This is a genomic window from Glutamicibacter sp. AGC46, from assembly GCF_053543715.1.
Window position 1 is genome coordinate 288370 of the sequence record NZ_JBLVOJ010000011.1, and the last position, 20139, is coordinate 308508.

Sequence of the window (20139 nt, forward strand, 5' to 3'; positions counted from 1 at the left end):
CAATGGCTAAGAACATTGTTCCAAGCGATGCCAAGCTGGCAATCACCCAGGTCAAGTCCATCATTGGTGGAAACCAGAGCCAGCGCGACGTTGTTCGCTCGCTGGGTCTGAAGCGCATCGGTCACACCGTTGTTCGCACCGCCGATCCTGTGACTGTTGGCATGGTCAACAAGGTCCCACACCTGCTGAAGGTCGAGGAGGCGAAGTAGAGATGGCTGAAGAAAAAGCACTTAAGGTTCACCACCTGCGCCCAGCTGAGGGTGCCAAGACCGCTAAGACCCGCGGGGGTCGCGGTGAGGGCTCCAAGGGTAAGACCGCAGGTCGCGGTACCAAGGGTACCAAGGCTCGTTACCAGGTGAAGGCAGGCTTCGCAGGTGGTCAGCTTCCGCTGCACATGCGTCTGCCAAAGCTGCGCGGCTTCAAGAACCCATTCCGCGTCGAGTTCCAGGTTGTAAACCTGGACAAGATCTCGGAACTGTTCCCAGAAGGTGGCGAAGTCACCGTCGAGGCACTGGTTGCCAAGGGCGCCGTTCGCAAGAACCAGCCTGTCAAGGTGCTGGGCACCGGCGACATCACGGTTAAGGTTGACGTGAAGGTTAACGCCTTCTCGACTTCCGCTTCCGAGAAGATCGCTGCTGCTGGCGGCTCGGCAAACACCCTCTAATACAGGGTCAAGCCTTTGAATGGTCCCGGTTCGCGTTGAGCAATCAACGTGAACCGGGACTTTCTTTCTCTCGGCGAAACATTCTAAGATTTCTTATAATTGCTTGGCTGATTAGTCGGTTTAGGATCATTCCTGCAAACATTTGTGTGCATTTCGTGTGGCGCATTTGGCAGGATTGCCTAACAGACCGCTAGAATCGTTAGGTCTGGGAAGAATCTCTTCCTCAGGCTCAAGCACTTACTTCAGGAGGACGCTTGTTCAGCGCCATAGCCCGAGTTTTTCGGACGCCTGATCTGCGCAACAAGTTGCTGTTCACGCTTGGGATCATTGCGATCTATCGTGTCGGTGTATTCATTCCCGCTCCGGGCATTGATTACAGCAACGTTCAGCAGTGTCTGGCAATGGGTGAAACCACCGGTGGACTTTATTCATTCGTGAACCTGTTCAGCGGCGGCGCCCTGTTGCAGGTCTCGGTTTTCGCAATGGGAATCATGCCGTACATTACTGCGGCAATTATCGTCCAGTTGCTGCGTGTGGTGATCCCGCACTTCGAGGCCCTGCACAAGGAAGGCCAGGCCGGCCAGGCCAAGATGACGCAATACACGCGTTACCTGACCATCGCCTTGGCACTGCTTCAGGGAACCACCTTGGTCACCCTGGCCCGTACCGGCAGCCTGTTCCCAAGCTGCACCCTTCCGCTGGTCCCGGATGACTCGTTGATTGTCATCCTGCTGATGATCATCACCCTTACCGCAGGCACCGGCCTGATCATGTGGATGGGCGAGTTGATCACCGAGCGCGGCATCGGCAACGGCATGTCCATCCTGATCTTCATCTCCATCGCTTCGGGCTTCCCATCCTCGATGGGCGCCATCTTCCAGGCGCAGGGCATCATGACCTTCATTGGCGTGCTGCTGGTGGGCTTGTTGATTGTAGCCCTGGTGGTCTTCGTCGAGCAGTCCCAGCGACGTGTTCCGGTGCAGTACGCCAAGCGCACCGTGGGACGCCGCACCGTGGGCGGCACCTCCACCTATATTCCATTGAAGCTGAATATGGCGAACGTGATCCCAGTGATCTTCGCCAGCTCCATCCTGGCTTTGCCGCAGATGATCGTTCAGTTCAACCAGAACGATGATGGCACCTTGCCCCAGTGGGCGATGTGGCTGCAGGAGCACTCAGCGACTTCATCGCCGTGGTACATGCTGGTGTACACCTTGATGATCATCGGCTTCACCTACTTCTATGTTGCGATTACCTTCAACCCTGAAGAGGTCGCCGACAACATGAAGAAGTACGGCGGATTCATTCCGGGCATTCGTGCTGGTCGTCCGACCGCCGATTACCTGCAGTACGTGATTTCCCGTATTACCTTCCCGGGCGCGTTGTACCTTGCGTTCGTTGCGTTGATCCCGCTGATTGCCTTCGTGCTGTTCAACGCTGACCAAAGCTTCCCATTTGGCGGTACATCGATCCTGATTATGGTTGGTGTGGGTTTGGAAACCGTCAAGCAAATCAATGCTCAAATGCAGCAACGGAACTATGAAGGGCTTCTGCGATGAGTCGACTGCTTATTATTGGACCACCCGGTGCCGGCAAAGGCACCCAGGCCGTAAAGATCTCCGAGCGCTTGGACATTGTCGCCATCTCGACCGGCGACATATTCCGTGCCAACGTCAAGGGCGGAACCCCGCTGGGTCTCGAAGCCAGCAAGTACATTGACAACGGAGACTTTGTCCCTGATTCGGTCACCAACAACATGGTTGAAGACCGCCTGAACCAGGACGACGTCGCCAAGGGCTTCCTGCTCGATGGCTACCCGCGCACCAGTGCGCAGGTGGACGCGCTGGATGCGATGCTGGCCAACAAGGGCATCGCCCTGGACGCAGTGCTGCAGCTGACCGCTGATGACGACGAGCTGGTAGCCCGTCTGCTGAAGCGTGCGCAGATCGAAGGCCGCGCCGATGACACCGAAGAGGTCATCCGCCACCGCCTGGGCCTGTACAACGACGAGACCCGCGTCGTTGTGGAGCGCTACGAGGAACGCGGCATCGTGCGCAAGGTCGACGGCCTGGGCGCTATCGACGAAGTCACCGAGCGTGTTCTTGCAGCGTTGAACGTCAACGCCTAGACACAAGCGTTACAACGCGCAGGGACCGTGCAGCAACAATGGATGTTGCAGCCCGGTCCCTGCGCACTTTTTGCATTGATGGACCTTGCGGTTGCCGGCAGCGGCACACGGCAAGGACATCACACTTTGAGGCAGGGGAATCACATTGGCTTTAGGACAGCCGAAAATCGAGTACAAATCCAACTCCGAGATCCTGAAGATGCGCCAGGCCGGATTGGTGCTGGCTGAAGCGCTGGACGAAGCCGTTGCGATGGCTCGGCCCGGGGTGCGGACCGAAGAGATCAACCAGGCCTTTGGCAAGGTGCTCGAACGCCACAACGCGACCAGCAACTTCCTTGGCTACCATGGCTTCCCAGCGAACATCTGCGCTTCGGTCAATCACGAGGTAGTCCACGGCTTCCCATCGGACTACGAGCTGAGGGACGGCGACGTGCTGAAGATCGATGGCGGCGCCATCATCGACGGCTGGCACTCCGACTCGGCACGCACCGTGCTGGTGGGCGAGAACATCGACCCAGCTGACCAGCGCCTGAGCGACATCACCGAGCAGGCCATGTGGGCCGGCATCGCCGCGGCGGCCAACGCACGCTTCATCGGCCAGATCGGCCAGGCCATCGATGACTTCGTCACCAGCCAGCCAGGCGACGAGCTGGGCATCCTCGAGGATTACTGCGGCCATGGCATCGGTTCGCAGATGCACATGGCACCGGATGTGCTGAACTACAACTCGGGGCACCGCGGCCCACGCATCAAGCCGGGCATGTGCTTGGCCATCGAGCCAATGCTGGTTCGCGGTGGCATCGAAACCTCCGTGCTGGAAGACGACTGGACTGTTGTCACCAACGACAAGTCCAACGCCTCGCAGTGGGAGCACACCGTGGCATTCCACATGGGCGGCATCTGGGTATTGACCGCGCACGATGGGGGAGCGGCCGGACTGGCCCCATTCGGCGTGACCCCATCGCCGATCCAGGGCTAGCACCAGCCTGGAAATCATCGGATCCAGTACGCCACATGGCTGTGGCGTGCTGGATCTAACATTTTAAATGTCAATGAACGATTGGCACTGTGTGGACTAATGCCGTATCGTTGTTTGTTGGTTCCTGATTTAATTGCGCCTAAAACCCTCGGGTTTTCGGTACAGGGATCAAGGACCAGAACCAATTACTTGTTGGTGGAAATTGCCAACAAAAAAAGTTAGCGGGGAAAATGGGCAAGAAGGAAGGCGTCATCCAGGTAGAGGGCACCGTCTCGGAAGCACTGCCGAACGCGATGTTCCGCGTGGAGCTGCCGAATGGACACGTAGTGCTCGCCACTATCTCGGGTAAGATGCGTCAGCACTACATTCGAATCCTCCCAGAGGACCGAGTGCAGGTTGAAATGAGCCCATACGACCTCAACCGAGGTCGCATCGTTTACCGCTACAAGTAAATCTGCAGAATCCAAGACTTTCCCAGCGTGCGCAGCGCAATCTTGTGCTACGGCCGCTGAATGATGTTCTTGGGCAAAGCTTTTTACTGCTCCACATTTAACTGCAACCGCAAAAGGACAAAGCCTTGAAGGTTAACCCTAGCGTGAAGCCGATCTGCGACAAGTGCAAGGTGATCCGTCGTAACGGCGTGGTCATGGTGATCTGCGAGAACCCACGCCACAAGCAGCGTCAGGGCTAATTCCGTTTTTACGGGATTCCCACGCGTAGTCAATTAGGCAGTATCAGCTAGGACGAAAGTCCTGGTGTACCCCCGGATTCGGAGGCCGGGGCCGTGCGCAATCACGGAAGGTACTGCTCCAGACCTCCGTTCGTTGAAAGGTAGCCACTTGGCTCGTTTAGCAGGCGTGGACATTCCACGCGAGAAGCGCGTAATTATCGCGCTGACTTACATCTACGGCGTGGGCAAGACCCGTGCAGAAGAGACCATCGCAGCGACCGGCATCAGCCCGGACACTCGCGTCAAGGATCTCACCGATGACCAGCTCGTGCAGCTGCGCGACTTCGTCGAAGGCACCTACAAGGTTGAAGGTGACCTGCGCCGTGAGGTTCAGGCTGACATTCGCCGCAAGGTTGAGATCGGATCCTACGAAGGTATTCGTCACCGTAAGGGCCTGCCGGTCCGCGGTCAGCGCACCAAGACCAACGCACGTACCCGTAAGGGCCCGAAGCGTACCGTCGCAGGTAAGAAGAAGACTCGCTAAATCTTAGCGATCTAGTTCAAATACTTTTTTCGTAGGAGAAGAAATGCCCCCAAAGACTCGTGGAGCGGTACGTAAGCCGCGTCGCAAGGACAAAAAGAATATTGCGCAGGGACAGGCGCATATCAAGAGCACCTTCAACAACACCATCGTATCGATCACCGATCCGACTGGCGCTGTTATCTCGTGGGCTTCGGCCGGCGAGGTAGGCATGAAGGGTTCGCGCAAGTCGACCCCATACGCTGCCCAGATGGCTGCTGAGTCCGCTGCAAAGCGCGCTCAGGAGCACGGCATGCGCAAGGTTGACGTTTTCGTCAAGGGCCCAGGCTCGGGACGCGAAACCGCGATCCGTTCGCTGCAGGCTGCTGGCCTTGAGGTTGGATCCATCCAGGATGTTTCCCCAAGCGCTCACAACGGTTGCCGCCCATCGAAGCGTCGCCGCGTCTAATTGATTCGCTAGGCTTAGCCTAAGAAGTCACCGAAGCATTCACTCGTGGGTGCTCCGGTGACTGTCTTGGACTTATTAGCCTGCAAAAAGACGAACGGCCACCTCAGGCTACCGTCGTTTCCACCCCCGTGAGGCGTCATATAGCGGACGCTCGCTGAAAGGAAATGTAAGTGCTCATTACGCAGCGCCCAACCCTGACCGAAGAAGTAGTTGCCGAAAACCGCTCCCGGTTCGTTATCGAACCACTGGAGCCAGGCTTTGGCTACACCCTTGGTAACTCGCTCCGCCGTACCCTGCTCTCTTCGATTCCTGGTGCTTCTGTCACCAGTGTTCGAATTGACGGTGTACTGCATGAGTTCACCACCGTAGCCGGTGTCAAGGAAGATGTCACCGAACTGGTCTTGAACATCAAGAACCTGTCAGTATCTTCCGAGCACGACGAGCCAGTCGTTGCCTACCTGCGCAAGCAGGGCCCGGGCATCGTTACTGCAGCGGACATCACCCCTCCAGCAGGTGTGGAGTTCCACAACCCTGATCTGCACATCGCCACCCTCAACGCCAATGGCAAGTTCGACATGGAACTGACCATTGAGCGCGGCCGTGGCTATGTGTCTGCCGCTCAGAACAAGAACATTGATGGCGAGATCGGTCGAATCCCAGTTGATTCGATCTACTCCCCAGTGTTGAAGGTGACCTTCCGCGTGGAAGCAACCCGTGTCGAGCAGCGCACCGACTTCGATCGTTTGATCGTTGACGTGGAGACCAAGGAATCGATCACCCCGCGCGATGCAGTTGCATCCGCAGGTACCACCCTGGTTGAGCTGTTCGGTTTGTTCCGCGAACTGAACACTCAGGCTGAAGGTATCGAAATCGGTCCATCGCCAACCGATGCAGCTATGGCTGCTGACATGGCGCTGCCGATCGAGGATCTGGAACTCACCGTTCGTTCGTACAACTGCTTGAAGCGTGAGGGCATCCACTCTGTGGGTGAACTCGTAACCCGCTCCGAGGCCGACTTGATGGACATCCGCAACTTCGGTGCGAAGTCCATTGACGAAGTCAAGGCCAAGCTGGTTGAACTGGGTCTGGCCCTGAAGGATTCCCCTCCAGGCTTCGATCTGGCCGCTCGTAGCGCCATCGACGATGGCGACGAATACGACGAAGGTCTGTAAGACCCGCGTCTAGCGACACACTACTTCATCCGACTGAACGAAATATTCGTCCAGTACGGGTTATTCATCTAGGAGAACCACAATGCCTACCCCTACCAAGGGTCCGCGTCTCGGCGGCAGTGCAGCACATGAGCGATTGATTTTCGCTAACATGTCGGCACAGCTCTTCGAGAACAAGAAGATCACCACCACCCTGACCCGTGCCAAGCGTCTGCGTCCACACGCAGAGCGCCTGATCACCTTCGCTAAGCGCGGAGACCTGGCTTCGCGTCGCCGCGTCCAGGCCGTCATCGCTTCGCGTTCGCGCACCAACAAGTCGATCGTTCACGAACTGTTCGAGAACATCGCACCAGCAATGGCAAACCGCGAGGGTGGCTACACCCGCATCACCAAGATCGGTAACCGCAAGGGCGACAACGCTCCTATGGCTGTTATCGAGCTCGTGATGGAGCCAGTTTCGCCAAAGCAGGCTGTCGTCAAGGAAGCCACCAAGGCTACCGAGAAGGCTGCTGAGACCGAAGAGGCCTAAGCCCCTTCGAGCTAATGCTCTCTCGCCTGCAAAGGCGAAAAAGATTCCCGTTGGATCCGCAAGGAACCAACGGGAATCTTTTTTTTATGCCTGTTTGCGTGAAGACGCGGGTGATCTTGCCCGTCAGTTGGAGGGCAGGGGCATCCGCATCTTGGAATTGTCTAACTGAACGAATCCATGTCCGGGCAAGCCGTATTCAGGTATTCGGTAGCCTCGGAAGCCTCAGCCGTATCCAGTTCGGCGATCTTCTGCGAAATTTCCATCATGTTGCTGCTGTTGCCCTCAGCCATCAGGCCAGCCATTTTCTTGGTCTGCTCCGATGCCGCATTCAAGGACGTGGCAAGCTTGTTGTCCTTCGTGTTCTCAGCGGCTTCGCCCAGGATGGAATCGAACTCGTTCATGATCTCGGCATAAGCCGATGTATCGCCAGCCAAGAGCTCTGCGCTGGAGTCCTCCGCCTTCTTCTGCAGTCCGCGTTCAGCCACCTGGTCGTTGATGTAAACGCAGGTTTCCTCGGTGGACAGTTTGCCTGCACTGCAACCAGTGAGCATGACAGATGCAAGGGTGAGCGCAGCGGCAGATGCCGCGAACTTTTTCGACATTGAGATCCTTAGGCGATGATGATCCGATGGCCCAGCACGTGAGGCACCGATAAGTACCTGTTTATTCTATAATCAGGAGTTATTGCAGGCAGTGTATGACATGAGCGGATCGGCAAGCAGCGGTTTCCTAAGAAGCGGACGGATCAGGTTCAGAAGCGGAAGCTGGGCACGTTTCACGCACATAGTCGGTGTATCGATCTTGCAGTCCGCCCTCGGCTGCCTCAACGTCTGACGCGAGCGTTGGATCGTCAAAGGAGCGATTGGCAATGAGGTCAATGAAGTCTTGGTAGTTTTCGATTTCGGACCGCAATGCAGTGCGCAAGTGCCTATTGCCAGTTTGCTCGGAGACTTCCCGGTAGATGCCGATGGCTGTTTCCAAAGCCTCAATCGCAGGTTGTGAATTCTGCGCAAGAATTCCCATATATGCCAGCGCCCACTTTTCCTCGATGAAATGCTCTACGGCCAGTTCATTAATGAGGGCGCATGATTGCTTTGTGCTCAGCTGTCCCGAACTGCAACCACTTAAGCAGAGCGGGACAGCAGCGGATATCGCGATAAAGCTAACTGCATTCCTGAACATGGCGAGACCTTAGAACGGTGCTGGTGAACCAGCCGCCTGCGCGGCAGGTCCGTGGAATGCACATAGGCTACTCCCGGCAGCAGCTCTCGTTTTGGCGCCTGTGGATAACGGCGTGAAGGCGGGCACTTGATTCGACGGTTGCACGTCTGCTTACGCATAATTGAATACATGAGTACTCAGCCAGAAAGCATCGATCCAATGGGCATCACCGCATTGGGGGCCACTGCAGCACCAGCATGGATCCGCATGCGCATGGTGCTCGGATACGACGGTGCCGCCTATAGCGGTTGGGCTCGCCAGCCCAATGTCTTGGGCGTGCAGCAGCTGGTTGAAGAGGCCCTGGAAATGATGATCCGGCGCCGCGTGCGCGTGGTTGTTGCCGGACGCACCGATGCAGGTGTGCATGCCCGCCACCAGGTGGTGCACTTCGATTTGACCGAGGAAGAATACGCGGGACTGCCACGCAAGGCGCCCTTGGCTCCCGGTCCTGCGCTCGTACGCCGCATCAACGGCATCCTTGGCCGTCAAGATGGTGCCGTTTGGGTGCATGAAGCCGAACGCGCACCAGAAGGCTTCGATGCCCGCTTCTCCGCGCTGGCCCGCCGCTACTCCTACCGGATTGCCGATGGGCAGCAGCGCTGGGATCCACTGACCCGGCACCTGACGACGTGGCACCGTGAAGAGCTGGATGTCGAGGCGATGAATCGCGAGGCGCAAAGCGTGCTGGGCCGCCACGACTTCTTGACCTACTGCAAGCCCCGTCCGCATGCCACGACCATTCGTACCCTGCAGGAATTCACCTTCACCCGTGGAGCCGACGGCTTGGTACTGGCCCATTTGAAGGCCGATGCCTTCTGCCACAACATGGTCCGTGCGCTAATCGGTGCCGCGATGATGGTGGGGGACGGGCGTGAGCAACCGGGGTTCCTGGCCCAGCGGCTGGAACAGATGGTCCGCGACTCCAAGACCAAGCTTTCGCACCCGCGGGCCCTGGTCCTCGAAGAGGTCTACTACCCAGAGGTTGAAGAACTGGCGGAACGAGCACTCCTGACCCGCGCACGGCGAACCGAAGCTGAGGTTGACGAAGCCTGCATGGAAAGCTGATTAGCCGATAATCCCCGGGATCTTAAGGGTGTTGTTGCTCACGACGTACATGCTTTTTTGGCCGGAAACACTTTAATCCGCTAAACTTTTATGAGTTGTGTATGTCCACGTTCGACACTACACGCCCAAGCGTGACGGCTTAGTTGCATAGTCGCTGGTCTGCTGGGTGTGCGAACAATATATGGACGGCCGGTTATCATCAGTCCTCACCTGGCGTACTGGTCTAAACACAACAACACCACGACAGTGCCTGTCACTGGGGGATCTCACCGCCTTCAGCCAAGCGACTGTTTGACCAGAAACGAATCAACGTAAGGCAATTACTGTGCGTACGTACACCCCAAAGCCGGCTGACCAGACTCGTCAGTGGTTTGTCATTGACGCCACCGACGTAGTACTCGGCCGTCTCGCCGTCCAGGCCGCAACCCTGCTGCGCGGCAAGCACAAGCCAACCTATGCTGCACACATGGACATGGGCGACCATGTCATCATCATCAATGCAGACAAGGTTGCACTGACCGGTAAGAAGCTGCTGAACAAGCGCGCTTACCGCCACTCCGGTTTCCCAGGTGGCCTGAAGAGCATCAACTACGCAGACCTGCTGGAAAAGAACCCAGTACTGGCTGTTGAGAAGGCCATCAAGGGCATGCTGCCTAAGAACAAGCTTTCCGATGCCCAGCTGTCGAAGCTGAAGGTCTACCGCGGCGCCGAGCACCCACACGCTGCTCAGTCGCCAAAGGCACTGGAAATCACCCAGGTCGCTCAGTAGTCCTGGCCCCGAGAAGAAATACTTAATAGGAGATTATCGTGGCTCAGAACGCTGAAGAAACCACTGAATTCGAAGGCGAGACCCCTTCGACTTACACCACCGAGACCTCTGCTTCGGCTGTAGTTGCCGAAACCGAGCGCGCTCCGCTTACCGTTCCAGGTGCAGCAGTTGGCCGTCGCAAGCAGGCTATCGCCCGCGTTCGCCTGGTACCAGGCACCGGCAAGTGGACCGTTAACGGTCGCACCCTGGAGAACTTCTTCCCTAACAAGCTGCACCAGCAGGACGTCAACGAGCCTTTCAAGATCCTTGGTCTTGAGGGTGCTTACGACGTTATCGCTCGTATCAACGGTGGCGGCATTTCCGGCCAGGCCGGTGCACTGCGTTTGGGTATCGCTCGCTCGCTGAACGAGATCGATCGCGATGCAAACCGCGCCACCCTGAAGAAGGCTGGCTACTTGACTCGTGACGCACGCGTCATCGAGCGCAAGAAGGCTGGTCTGAAGAAGGCACGTAAGGCTTCGCAGTTCTCGAAGCGCTAAACCTTGCTTCAAGGTCTTTCCAAAGGCCCTGGCATCCTGCAAAGGACGCCGGGGCCTTTGGCCTTTTAACGCCGAAGACTGCAAGATCCCAGTAATCTTTTCTCATCTCACTGCCAATGCGGGACTTTAAGCCGTATAAATCAATGCAGAGGGCATATGATTGAAGGCGATGGCAAGGTTATTTGGGACCGATGGGGTCCGAGGAAAAGCAAACGAACTGTTAACTCCCGAGCTCGCGCTGGAACTGGCGCAGGCGGCATCGGTGGTGCTGGGCTTGAGCCAGCCAGAGGACGGCTACAAGCCGGTCGCTGTGGTTGCCAAGGACCCGCGCATCAGTGGTGACTTCCTGTCTGCCGCAATTGAGGCCGGCCTGGCCGCCTCCGGCGTAGACGTCATGGATGCCGGCACGCTGCCGACTCCTGCGGCGGCATTCCTGGTAGGGGACCTGAACGCCGATTTCGGTGTCATGATCTCCGCCTCGCACAACGCGGCTCCGGATAACGGTATTAAGTTCTTAGCCCGTGGCGGCAAGAAGCTGGACGATGCGCTGGAAGATGCCATCGAAGCCTGCTTGAAGATGCCAAAGCCACGCCCAACCGGCGGTGAGGTAGGTCGAGTCTCGCGTTTCGCCGACGCTGAGGACCGCTACATCATGCACCTGCTGCAGGCCCTGCCCAACCGGCTGGATGGCATGAAGGTAGTTCTGGACTGCGCCCACGGCGCTGCTTCGGGCTGCTCCCCAGAGGTGTTCAAGGCTGCCGGCGCCGAGATCGTCGTGATTGGCGCAGATCCAGACGGCATCAACATCAATGACGGCTACGGCTCCACCCACCTGGAGAAGCTGCAGGCCGCTGTGCTGGAGCACGGCGCGGACCTGGGCATCGCGCACGACGGCGACGCTGACCGCTGTCTTGCAGTAGACCATGAAGGCACCGTCGTCGACGGTGACCAGATCATGGCCGTCATGGCACTGGACATGAAGGACCGCGGCGAACTCAAGGACAACACCCTGGTTGCCACCGTGATGAGCAACCTCGGCCTGACCCTGGCCATGGAAGCAGCAGGCATCACTGTTAAGCAGACCGGCGTGGGTGACCGCTACGTGCTCGAAGGCATGCGCGAAGGCGATTACTCCCTGGGTGGCGAGCAATCCGGCCACGTGATCTTCTCCAAGCACGCCACCACCGGCGACGGCGTGCTGACCGGCCTGATGATTGCGGCCCGCGTGAAGGCTACCGGCAAGACCCTGAAGGAACTTGCTGCCGTGCTGACCGTCCTGCCACAGGTCCTGATCAACGTACGCGGCGTAGACAAGGCCAGCGTTCCAGAATGCGAACCGCTGCAGCGGGCAATTGCCGCTGCTGAGGCACGCTTGGGCACCACCGGCCGTGTGCTGCTGCGTCCATCGGGGACCGAGCCAGTAGTTCGCGTCATGGTCGAGGCAGCTACCCACGAGCAGGCCCAGGCCGAAGCCGAAGCCCTGGCAGGATCGGTCAAGGAGCATCTGGCCCTCTAGGCCCAGTGGCTTCCCAGCAACCAACACGTAAATATCAAGAAAACTCACACCCCCGCAGCGCGTTCCACGCCGGAACACGCTGCGGGGGTGTGGCATGCTAACTAATAGAAACTGATATCGGTTCGCGTTCTCGGAGAGAAGGACTTTCGTGACTTTACGCATCAGCGTGATCGGCACCGGCTACCTCGGTGCAACCCATGCCGCCTGCATGGCTGAACTGGGCTATGAAGTCATTGGACTGGACGTAGACAAAGCCAAGCTGGAAGCACTGGCCGCTGGCGTTCTGCCCTTCCACGAGCCAGGCCTGCCAGAACTGCTGCGCAAGCATGTGGCCTCCGGACGCCTGCGCTTCACCGACAGCTACGCAGAAGTCGCTGCCGGCGCGGATATCCACTTCATCACCGTGGGCACCCCGCAGCGCGCCGACTCGCAATCCGCAGACATGTCCTACGTAGACGGTGCCGTGGATTCGCTGCTGGAGCACATCACCGGCGAAGCGCTGATTGTCGGCAAGTCCACCGTGCCGGTAGGCACCGCACGCCGGCTGAGCGAGAAAATTGCCCAAGACGCCAAGAACGGAAGCAGCATCGCGCTGGCATGGAATCCGGAGTTCCTTCGCGAAGGCTTCGCCGTCCAGGATACCCTGCGCCCCGATCGCCTGGTCTACGGCCTGGAGCATGAACGCGGACTGGAACTGCTGCGCAAAGTCTATGCACCGATCCTTGCCTTGGATACTCCGGAGATCGCCACGGACCTGGAGACTGCAGAACTGGTCAAGGTTGCAGCCAACGCCTTCCTGGCTACCAAGATTTCTTTCATCAACGCCTTTGCCGAGGTGACTGAAACCGTAGGCGGCGACATCAAGGTCCTTGCCGACGCCATTGGCCACGATAAGCGCATTGGACGCCGCTTCCTGAACGCTGGAGTGGGCTTCGGCGGCGGTTGCCTGCCCAAGGACATTCGAGCCCTCCAAGCACGCGTCAGCGAACTTGGCCTGAGCCAGACCATGGGCTTCTTGGCTGAAGTCGACCAGATCAATTTGCGCCGCCGTGACCGCGTGGTCTCGCTGGCCTCGCACATGCTGGGCAATGAGCTGGCAGGCAAGCATGTTTGCGTACTTGGCGTGACCTTCAAGCCGAACAGCGATGATGTGCGGGACTCGCCAGCACTGGATATCGCCGTCCGCCTGTACAACGAGGGCGCTGAAGTCTCGGTCTACGACCCAGAAGGCAACGCCAACGCTGCCGGCCGCTTCCCGCGCTTGAACTACGTTGATTCCTTCAAGGAAGCGGCGAAGGATGCGGACCTGACCTTGGTGCTGACCGAATGGAATGAATTCCGCGAACTGAATCCGTCGGATCTGGAAGACGTAGTGGCCAACAAGCAGCTGATTGACGGGCGCAACGTCCTGGACCGCCCTGAATGGCGGAATCAGGGCTGGACTGTTACCGGTCCGGGTGAATACTTCGAGCTGGGCAACATGGCTCCGGCAACTACCTCGATTCCGGTACAGGCTTCCTGAAGCTAGCTGCGGTACGCGACCGCAACTGCAAGAGAGGGGGAGCCGCATGGCATACACTGTGGTCACCGGCGGTGGTCGTGGCTTAGGAGCCGCGATTGCGGTGCGTCTAGCCACCGACCGCAACTTGATCATCGGCTACAGGCAGGATGAGAAATCGGCGCAGGCAGTGGCAGATAAAGTCCGTGAGCTCGGCGCTATTTGCCATGTCCTGCAGATCGACTGCGCCAATGAAGAATCAGTGGCAAGGTTCTTCGCCCGAGTGAAGGACATTGGTGAACTTGAAGGACTGGTAAACAACGCGGGATCAGCGACGGCCATCGGAAATCTGGCAGACAACGAGTTGACCGATATCGCCGCGGATCTGAACGTGAATCTTCTGGGCCCAATTACCTGCATTAAATATGCGCTGCCCCTGCTCCAGTCACATGGCGGTGGTGCAATCGTGAACATTTCATCGGTGGCGGCTGAATCCGGAAGCCCCTTCACGTACGTGCATTACGCTGCAGCCAAGGCCGGAGTAGAAGCCTTGACAGTGGGACTGTCCAAGGAACTGGCTAAGGACGGCATCCGAGTGAATGCGGTTAGCCCGGGAACGCTTTGGACTGAATTCCATAAGGATCCACAGCGCCCTGCGCAAATCGCCGAGACGATCCCGATGGGACGCGCAGGCAAGCCGACAGAAGTAGCCGGTGCGGTGGCTTGGCTATTGTCTAGCGAAGCCGCCTACACCACCGGCAGCGTTCTCAAAGTTTCTGGCGGCCTCTAGAGGGACCCAGAGCCTAGAAGCCGAACTGCTTCATGACCTTAGGCAGGTTCTCGATCAGGCGCGAAGCATTGACAGTTCCCTCTGAAGCGGTCACCCGGCCCAGGTGGCCATGAATGTAAGCGGCACACGCGGTCAGTTCCATCATGCGGCGGTTAGGCACGGTTCGCAGGCCTTCGGTGCCCGTGAGCGAGCTGTCGGAGAGCATGTAGCCCAGGATGCCGGTCAGGACATCGCCGCTGCCTGCAGTGGCCAATTCTGGTGCCGAGTGGCTCACCATCAGGCTGTCGCCATTGGGGGCCACAATGTAGCTGGTTGGTCCCTTGAGCAGGACCACGGCGTTGTATGCCAGGGCGGCCCACCGGGTCCAGCGAATCGGGTCTTGGGAAATCTCATCGGGAGTGATCTTCACTCCAGCGCGGCTGAGCAGCATGCGCAGTTCCTTGGCATGAGGCGTCAGCACGCGAGGCTGCTCGCTTGGGCCGGCAGGAACGACTTCCAATCCGGACGCGTCAATTACGGCCGGCTGCGGGCTGGCAAAGACATCAGCGATGGCGCCAGTCGGGGGAGTGCGTCCATCCAAGCCCGGGCCAATGGCCCAAGCCTTGATCTTGGCGCCCTTGCCGTGAATCTGACGGCGGGAGGAAGACAGCGCTTCCTTGATCTGCTCATCATCCAGTGGCACGGACTCCGGCACGGCGACGGCCATGAGCGGCTGAATGGATTCTGGCACGTGGGTGCGAAGCAATCCGACGCCGCAGGCTACAGCGGCCTTGGCGGTCAGCTGAGCAGCTCCGGGATAAAGGCCGGAACCGGCGATGAGTCCCAGGACTCCACGCTGGTACTTGTGCCGTCCGGCATCCCGCCAAGAGCGGTGCTGGTCCAGCAGCTCGCGAGTGGCCACCTCGTCCACAAGCTGCGTTCCAGCTTGGACGGAAGAAAAGTCGAATTCGAGATCTGCCACGGTAATGTCACCGGTAACCAGCGGTCCGTCTACAGACAGAAGACCGGATTTCATGGCACCGAAAGTTACCGTGCGTTCTGCGCGAAGAACAGAGTCCTGCGCAACGCCCGTTTCAGGATCCAGGCCTGAAGGAATATCGCATGCCAGCACCCGTGCGCCAGCAGGAAGCTTCGGCAAATCAGAGCCGGCACGGTATCCAAGGCCGTAGATGGCGTCAATAATGAGCGAGGCATTAGCTAATTCGCCTTGACCGTCGGAGAGGTCCAGCACGGTACCGCCGGCAGCTTGATATGCTGCAGCACCTTCGGCATGGATCTGTTCGTGGCACTGCAGAGCCAGAGTGGAAATCTTCTGCAGTTGGAGCTCTGCCAGTGCATACAAGCCATCTCCACCGTTGTTGCCCGGGCCGATAAGCGCCACCACGAAAGCCGGATCGGCGCTGGAATTCTCGGTCAGCATGGCGACTGCCGTTGAAGCCAAATGGGCGGCTGCTTGCTTCATTAAGCTGGTCTCGCCCCGCTTGGAGTTCTCCTGGGCTTCAACCGCACGAATTTGCGCAACACTGTAGACAGGAATCATAAGACAAACAATACTCAAGGCACCTGTGCGATGCCCTATTTAATGAGATGCGTGTCGTTATTCTTTCGTCGTGGCGTTGGTGCCTAGCGTTCTGCAACCACCATTGCGATAGCCATATCTCCATCGTGGGACATGGTCAGATGCCATGATTTGATGCCACGCAGCTCGCTGGCAGCGGCCACTGAACCAGTGTTGTGAACCTGGGGATCACCGGCTTCATCTTTGCGGATAGTGCAGTCCTGCCAGTTCATGCCCGCAGGAGCTCCCAGTGCCTTGGCGATGGCTTCCTTGGCCGCGAAGCGGGCCGCCAGGGATCGCAGGGGCAGGCCCCGCTCTTCTTCGGTGAAGAGCCGTTCACGCAAGCGTGGAGTCTTCTCGAGCTGGCGGCCAAAACGCGGCACATCAACGATGTCCACTCCAATTCCTGCAATCATGCCTATCAGTTTATCCAGTGCTTGCAGGGCATAAAAATTGCGGGCATTCTCGGAAAGGGAATGCCCGCAATTCTGGTGCTCGGTGGATTACTCCACGGTCACCGACTTGGCCAAGTTGCGTGGCTGGTCGACATCGAAGCCCTTGGCGGATGCCAGTTCGCAAGCGAAGATTTGCAGTGGCACGGTGGCCAGCAGAGGCATCAGCAGGGTTGGGGTTTCTGGCACGTAGAAGACCCACTCGGAGAAGTCCTTGACCGCAGCATCGCCATCTTCGGCAATAACCAGGGTCTTAGCGCCACGGGCGCGCACTTCCTGGATATTGGAGACAACCTTGGAGTGCAGCGAGTCGCGACCACGAGGGGAAGGAACTACGACGAACACTGGCTGGCCATCGTCGATCAGGGCGATAGGGCCGTGCTTCAGCTCGCCAGCGGCGAAGCCTTCAGCATGGATGTAGGCGATTTCCTTGAGCTTCAAGGCGCCTTCCATTGCTACCGGGTAGCCTACGTGGCGGCCCAGGAACAGCACGGAGTTGGCATCTGACATGTTGCGTGCCAGATCCTTGATCTCTTCCGCGCGGTCCAGGACGTCCTGGATCTTGGAAGGGATCTTGCCCAGGTCGGCAAGGATGTCCTTGATCTGGCCCTGGAACAGGTTGCCGCGCAGCTGCGCCAGGTACAGGCCCAGCAGGTAGGTTGCGGTGATCTGTGCCAGGAATGCCTTGGTGGAAGCCACAGCAATTTCCGGACCAGCGTGGGTGTACAGCACCGCATCCGATTCGCGTGGGATGGTCGATCCGTTGGTGTTGCAGATCGACATGGTCTTGGCGCCCTGCTCCTTGGCGTAACGCACAGCCATCAAGGTGTCCATGGTTTCGCCGGACTGGGAGATCGAAACGATCAGGGTCTTTTCGTCCACGATTGGCTCGCGGTAGCGGAACTCGTGGGAGAGCTCAACTTCTACCGGGATACGGCACCAGGACTCGATAGCGTACTTGGCCACGGAGCCGGCATATGCCGAGGTGCCGCAAGCAAGAACAACAATCTTGGAGATTTCGGCCAGTTCCTCTGGAGCGATACGCAGTTCGTCCAGGGTCAGTCGGCCATCAGCGTCCGAGCGGCCCAGCAGGGTGTCGGCAACAGCTGCAGGCTGGTCGAAGATTTCCTTCTCCATGAAGGATGGGAAGCCGCCCTTTTCAGCGCTGGCTGCATCCCAGTCAACGGTGAATTCCTTGCCTTCGGCCGGGTTGCCGTCGAAGTCGGTGATGGAATGGTTATCCGGGGTGATGGTTACGATCTGGTCCTGGCCCAGCTCTACGGCACGACGGGTGAAGTCGATGAAGCCGGAGACATCCGAACCCAGGAAGTTTTCGCCATCGCCCAGACCGAGAACCAGAGGGGAGTTGCGGCGAGCCGCAACGACAACACCTGGGTGGTCCTGGTGAACTGCCAAGAGGGTGAAAGCACCTTCGAGCTGCTGAACAGCAAGCTGCATGGCGCGGGTCAAATCGCCTTCGGCCTCGGAGCTGTAGAGCTTACCCAGCAGAGCTGCGGCAACCTCGGTATCGGTATCCGAGAGGAATTCAACGCCCTCGGCTGCCAAGCCGGCCTTGATGCCGGCGAAGTTTTCAATAATTCCGTTGTGGATCATGGCAAGCTTGCCACCATCGGCCAGGTGTGGGTGAGCGTTCTGATCGCTCGGACCACCGTGGGTTGCCCAACGGGTATGCCCAATGCCGGTCATCGACTTAGGCAATGGGGACTCGGCAATTTCATTTTCCAGATTGACCAGCTTGCCGGCCTTCTTACGAGAATGAATGGCGCCATCGGCAACAACAGCGACACCAGCCGAGTCGTAGCCGCGGTATTCCAACCGACGCAAACCTTCAATTAGAACGTCGAGGGCGCCATGATCGGCGACCTGGCTCGAGGTTCCTGCATATCCAACAATTCCGCACATGGGAAAAATCCTACCGGTTCAATGCCTATCGATGGGAATAATCGTGTCGGAGCACTCAAAATTACCTATGTCTTAGATCACCAGTCGGCTGTTTTTTGACTAATCCAATTGCCTTGTTGATGTTGTTAATTGGGATGTGGAGCATATTCTTGGCAGAATTTACCCTCGTGGAACCACACGGAACACTTGAAACGCCTATCTCGCCTTTCGTTGAACTGGAGCGCGAGACATGGGCGCGCCTGTCCAATCAAATGGAACAGCCGCTGAATTATTCGGACATTGAGCGGCTACGCGGCCTCGGCGACCAGCTGGACTTGCAAGAGGTCCGGGACGTCTACCTGCCACTGAGCCGCCTGCTGTCGCTTTATGTCGAGGGTGCCGGCGCGACGCATCAGGCAACCACTACCTTCTTGGGCGATCAGACCAGCCGCACGCCTTTTGTCATCGGCGTCGCCGGCTCGGTTGCCGTGGGAAAGTCCACAACTGCTCGTGTACTGCAGGAAATGCTGCGCCGCTGGCCGCATACGCCTGATGTCCAGCTCATAACCACTGATGGTTTCTTGTACCCGAATGCCGAGCTTGAGCGCCGCGGGATCATGCACCGCAAGGGGTTCCCCGAATCCTATGACCGGCGGGCGCTGCTGCGCTTTGTCTCGGCCGTAAAGTCTGGTGCCCCAGAAGTAAGTGCTCCGGTCTACTCGCACCTGACCTACGACATCATCCCGGGGGAGCGCAATGTAATCCGCTCACCGCAGGTATTGATTGTCGAGGGACTGAACGTATTGCAGCCTGCTCGAACCCGTTCCGATGGAACCGTGGGTCTGGCCCTGAGCGACTTCTTCGACTTCTCCGTCTATGTGGATGCGCGTACCGCGGATATCGAAGAGTGGTACATTAAGCGGTTTATGCGTCTGCGCTCCGGTGCCTTCTCCGACCCTGCCAGCTACTTCCACCGCTATGCCCAGCTAACTGATGTCGAGGCACGGGAAACTGCTCACGGTATCTGGAAGCGCATTAACGAGCCGAACCTCAGAGAAAACGTCTTGCCTACGCGTGGGCGGGCGCAATTAGTACTGCGCAAGGCGGCGGATCACTCGGTGCGCAGGATGCTATTGAGGAAAATCTAGGCTTCTTCAGCTGATATCTAAGCAAACGATTTCTGTGAGTTTGCCGAACTATTGCGGATCGGAGCCCAAATTCGTAGTCTTGCTGTGATTTTCCTGTGTATGCTCTAACCATGCTAAAAGGTTTCCGCGATTTTATTATGAAGGGCAACGTTGTCGATCTGGCCGTTGCTGTTGTTATCGGCGCTGCCTTCGGCGCCGTAGTCACCGCCTTGGTCGATAATGTGCTGATGCCATTGATCGCTGCCCTGGTTGGATCTCCAAACTTCGACAGCTTCTTGTTGCTAACCATTGACGGCGTTGACATCAAGTTCGGTGTCTTCCTCACTGCACTGGTCAACTTCCTGCTGATTGCTGCAGCTGTCTACTTCGCGCTGGTTCTGCCAATGACCAAGCTCAACGAGCGACTGGCTGCACGCCGTGCTGCCGGTGCAGAAGAGCCAGAGGAAGAAGTAGATCCACAGCTGGAGCTGCTCGCCCAGATCCGCGACGAGCTGAAGACTCTGCGCTAAGCCCTGACAAACATCCGTCTCCAAGGGGCGGGGCCCGCAAC

Annotated in this window: 23 protein-coding genes and 1 pseudogene; 19 read left to right on the forward strand and 5 right to left on the reverse strand. The window is 58.2% G+C overall.

The features are described from left to right. The first annotated feature begins 2 nt into the window (after positions 1-2). From rpmD to rplQ, 11 genes and pseudogenes are all read left to right on the forward strand, one after another. Complete coding sequence (rpmD, locus tag ACNPM8_RS06515) at positions 3-209, forward strand: 50S ribosomal protein L30 (protein ID WP_073705901.1); 207 nt, start codon at positions 3-5, stop codon at positions 207-209. 2 nt (positions 210-211) lie between these two features. Continuing rightward, positions 212-664 carry a 50S ribosomal protein L15 gene (gene rplO / locus ACNPM8_RS06520; protein ID WP_448939477.1) on the forward strand — a complete coding sequence of 151 codons (453 nt, stop codon included), beginning with the start codon at positions 212-214 and terminating at the stop codon, positions 662-664. Between the two features lie 254 nt (positions 665-918). After that, positions 919-2223: a preprotein translocase subunit SecY gene (gene secY / locus ACNPM8_RS06525; RefSeq protein WP_105657651.1), complete on the forward strand. Its 1305-nt coding sequence runs from the start codon at positions 919-921 to the stop codon at positions 2221-2223. Further along, entirely contained in the window at positions 2220-2792 is a 573-nt protein-coding gene (locus ACNPM8_RS06530; protein ID WP_105657650.1) for an adenylate kinase, read from the forward strand. The genes secY and ACNPM8_RS06530 overlap by 4 nt, the downstream gene beginning before the upstream one ends. A gap of 145 nt (positions 2793-2937) precedes the next feature. After that, positions 2938-3771: a type I methionyl aminopeptidase gene (gene map, locus ACNPM8_RS06535; RefSeq protein ID WP_133833629.1), complete on the forward strand. Its 834-nt coding sequence runs from the start codon at positions 2938-2940 to the stop codon at positions 3769-3771. A gap of 230 nt (positions 3772-4001) precedes the next feature. Further along, the gene (infA, locus tag ACNPM8_RS06540) at positions 4002-4223 is read left to right on the forward strand and encodes a translation initiation factor IF-1 (protein ID WP_013349662.1); all 222 of its coding nucleotides are present in this window, start codon (positions 4002-4004) and stop codon (positions 4221-4223) included. A gap of 125 nt (positions 4224-4348) precedes the next feature. Beyond that, positions 4349-4462, forward strand: coding sequence for a 50S ribosomal protein L36 (gene rpmJ / locus ACNPM8_RS06545; protein WP_013349661.1), 114 nt, complete (start codon positions 4349-4351; stop codon positions 4460-4462). A 148-nt stretch (positions 4463-4610) separates the two neighbouring features. After that, positions 4611-4985: a 30S ribosomal protein S13 gene (gene rpsM, locus ACNPM8_RS06550; RefSeq protein WP_105657648.1), complete on the forward strand. Its 375-nt coding sequence runs from the start codon at positions 4611-4613 to the stop codon at positions 4983-4985. A gap of 43 nt (positions 4986-5028) precedes the next feature. Beyond that, the gene (gene rpsK / locus ACNPM8_RS06555; protein WP_038992179.1) at positions 5029-5430 is read left to right on the forward strand and encodes a 30S ribosomal protein S11; all 402 of its coding nucleotides are present in this window, start codon (positions 5029-5031) and stop codon (positions 5428-5430) included. Between the two features lie 170 nt (positions 5431-5600). Next, positions 5601-6602, forward strand: a complete 1002-nt coding sequence (locus ACNPM8_RS06560) for a DNA-directed RNA polymerase subunit alpha (RefSeq protein WP_105657647.1) — start codon at positions 5601-5603, stop codon at positions 6600-6602. An 82-nt stretch (positions 6603-6684) separates the two neighbouring features. Then, positions 6685-7125 (forward strand): annotated as a pseudogene (gene rplQ, locus ACNPM8_RS06565) (50S ribosomal protein L17); the annotation flags it as partial. Positions 7126-7292: 167 nt separating this feature from the next. On the opposite strand, the gene ACNPM8_RS06570 reads toward rplQ, so the two are convergent. Together ACNPM8_RS06570 and ACNPM8_RS06575 are read right to left on the reverse strand one after the other, a co-directional pair. Beyond that, a complete protein-coding gene (locus ACNPM8_RS06570; RefSeq protein WP_400288514.1) occupies positions 7293-7733 on the reverse strand; it encodes a hypothetical protein in 441 nt (146 codons plus the stop codon). A 127-nt stretch (positions 7734-7860) separates the two neighbouring features. Then, positions 7861-8313 carry a hypothetical protein gene (locus tag ACNPM8_RS06575; RefSeq protein WP_388022714.1) on the reverse strand — a complete coding sequence of 151 codons (453 nt, stop codon included), beginning with the start codon at positions 8311-8313 and terminating at the stop codon, positions 7861-7863. A 168-nt stretch (positions 8314-8481) separates the two neighbouring features. Here ACNPM8_RS06575 and truA point away from each other — a divergent pair, with 168 nt between their 5' ends. The 6 genes from truA (at position 8482) to ACNPM8_RS06605 (ending at position 14529) form a co-directional block, all read left to right on the forward strand. Beyond that, entirely contained in the window at positions 8482-9417 is a 936-nt protein-coding gene (gene truA, locus ACNPM8_RS06580) for a tRNA pseudouridine(38-40) synthase TruA (protein WP_448939478.1), read from the forward strand. Positions 9418-9742: 325 nt separating this feature from the next. Further along, positions 9743-10186, forward strand: a complete 444-nt coding sequence (gene rplM, locus ACNPM8_RS06585) for a 50S ribosomal protein L13 (protein WP_105657642.1) — start codon at positions 9743-9745, stop codon at positions 10184-10186. Between the two features lie 38 nt (positions 10187-10224). Continuing rightward, positions 10225-10725 (forward strand): 30S ribosomal protein S9, encoded by a 501-nt coding sequence (gene rpsI / locus ACNPM8_RS06590; protein ID WP_060702200.1) that lies wholly within the window; start codon positions 10225-10227, stop codon positions 10723-10725. Positions 10726-10894: 169 nt separating this feature from the next. Beyond that, a complete protein-coding gene (gene glmM / locus ACNPM8_RS06595) occupies positions 10895-12241 on the forward strand; it encodes a phosphoglucosamine mutase (RefSeq protein WP_105657641.1) in 1347 nt (448 codons plus the stop codon). 148 nt (positions 12242-12389) lie between these two features. Beyond that, positions 12390-13763, forward strand: coding sequence for a UDP-glucose dehydrogenase family protein (locus ACNPM8_RS06600; RefSeq protein ID WP_400342068.1), 1374 nt, complete (start codon positions 12390-12392; stop codon positions 13761-13763). A 46-nt stretch (positions 13764-13809) separates the two neighbouring features. Continuing rightward, on the forward strand, positions 13810-14529 hold the full coding sequence (locus ACNPM8_RS06605) for an SDR family NAD(P)-dependent oxidoreductase (RefSeq protein ID WP_133833634.1): 720 nt from the start codon (positions 13810-13812) through the stop codon (positions 14527-14529). A 13-nt stretch (positions 14530-14542) separates the two neighbouring features. Here ACNPM8_RS06605 and ACNPM8_RS06610 read toward each other — a convergent pair whose 3' ends face one another. The 3 genes from ACNPM8_RS06610 to glmS form a co-directional block, all read right to left on the reverse strand. Continuing rightward, positions 14543-15991 (reverse strand): NAD(P)H-hydrate dehydratase, encoded by a 1449-nt coding sequence (locus ACNPM8_RS06610; RefSeq protein ID WP_166650718.1) that lies wholly within the window; start codon positions 15989-15991, stop codon positions 14543-14545. A gap of 161 nt (positions 15992-16152) precedes the next feature. Then, positions 16153-16503: a holo-ACP synthase gene (locus tag ACNPM8_RS06615; protein ID WP_105657637.1), complete on the reverse strand. Its 351-nt coding sequence runs from the start codon at positions 16501-16503 to the stop codon at positions 16153-16155. Between the two features lie 87 nt (positions 16504-16590). Beyond that, positions 16591-18462 (reverse strand): glutamine--fructose-6-phosphate transaminase (isomerizing), encoded by a 1872-nt coding sequence (glmS, locus tag ACNPM8_RS06620; RefSeq protein WP_332487181.1) that lies wholly within the window; start codon positions 18460-18462, stop codon positions 16591-16593. A 167-nt stretch (positions 18463-18629) separates the two neighbouring features. Between glmS and coaA the strand changes: the two genes are divergently transcribed. Both coaA and mscL read left to right on the forward strand, forming a co-directional pair. After that, positions 18630-19589 carry a type I pantothenate kinase gene (gene coaA, locus ACNPM8_RS06625; RefSeq protein ID WP_448939618.1) on the forward strand — a complete coding sequence of 320 codons (960 nt, stop codon included), beginning with the start codon at positions 18630-18632 and terminating at the stop codon, positions 19587-19589. A 110-nt stretch (positions 19590-19699) separates the two neighbouring features. Further along, a complete protein-coding gene (gene mscL, locus ACNPM8_RS06630; RefSeq protein WP_105657635.1) occupies positions 19700-20098 on the forward strand; it encodes a large conductance mechanosensitive channel protein MscL in 399 nt (132 codons plus the stop codon). The last annotated feature ends 41 nt before the right edge of the window (positions 20099-20139 follow it).

Coding starts and splice junctions, on each gene's coding strand:
- mscL (WP_105657635.1), top strand. CDS start 19,700: ATGCTAAAAGGTTTCCGCGATTTTATTATGAAGGGCAACGTTGTCGAT.
- infA (WP_013349662.1), top strand. CDS start 4,002: ATGGGCAAGAAGGAAGGCGTCATCCAGGTAGAGGGCACCGTCTCGGAA.
- ACNPM8_RS06570 (WP_400288514.1), bottom strand. CDS start 7,733: ATGTCGAAAAAGTTCGCGGCATCTGCCGCTGCGCTCACCCTTGCATCT.
- rplO (WP_448939477.1), top strand. CDS start 212: ATGGCTGAAGAAAAAGCACTTAAGGTTCACCACCTGCGCCCAGCTGAG.
- rpmD (WP_073705901.1), top strand. CDS start 3: ATGGCTAAGAACATTGTTCCAAGCGATGCCAAGCTGGCAATCACCCAG.
- ACNPM8_RS06615 (WP_105657637.1), bottom strand. CDS start 16,503: ATGATTGCAGGAATTGGAGTGGACATCGTTGATGTGCCGCGTTTTGGC.
- ACNPM8_RS06530 (WP_105657650.1), top strand. CDS start 2,220: ATGAGTCGACTGCTTATTATTGGACCACCCGGTGCCGGCAAAGGCACC.
- rpsK (WP_038992179.1), top strand. CDS start 5,029: ATGCCCCCAAAGACTCGTGGAGCGGTACGTAAGCCGCGTCGCAAGGAC.
- glmM (WP_105657641.1), top strand. CDS start 10,895: ATGGCAAGGTTATTTGGGACCGATGGGGTCCGAGGAAAAGCAAACGAA.
- glmS (WP_332487181.1), bottom strand. CDS start 18,462: ATGTGCGGAATTGTTGGATATGCAGGAACCTCGAGCCAGGTCGCCGAT.
- ACNPM8_RS06605 (WP_133833634.1), top strand. CDS start 13,810: ATGGCATACACTGTGGTCACCGGCGGTGGTCGTGGCTTAGGAGCCGCG.
- ACNPM8_RS06610 (WP_166650718.1), bottom strand. CDS start 15,991: ATGAAGCAAGCAGCCGCCCATTTGGCTTCAACGGCAGTCGCCATGCTG.
- truA (WP_448939478.1), top strand. CDS start 8,482: ATGAGTACTCAGCCAGAAAGCATCGATCCAATGGGCATCACCGCATTG.
- ACNPM8_RS06575 (WP_388022714.1), bottom strand. CDS start 8,313: ATGTTCAGGAATGCAGTTAGCTTTATCGCGATATCCGCTGCTGTCCCG.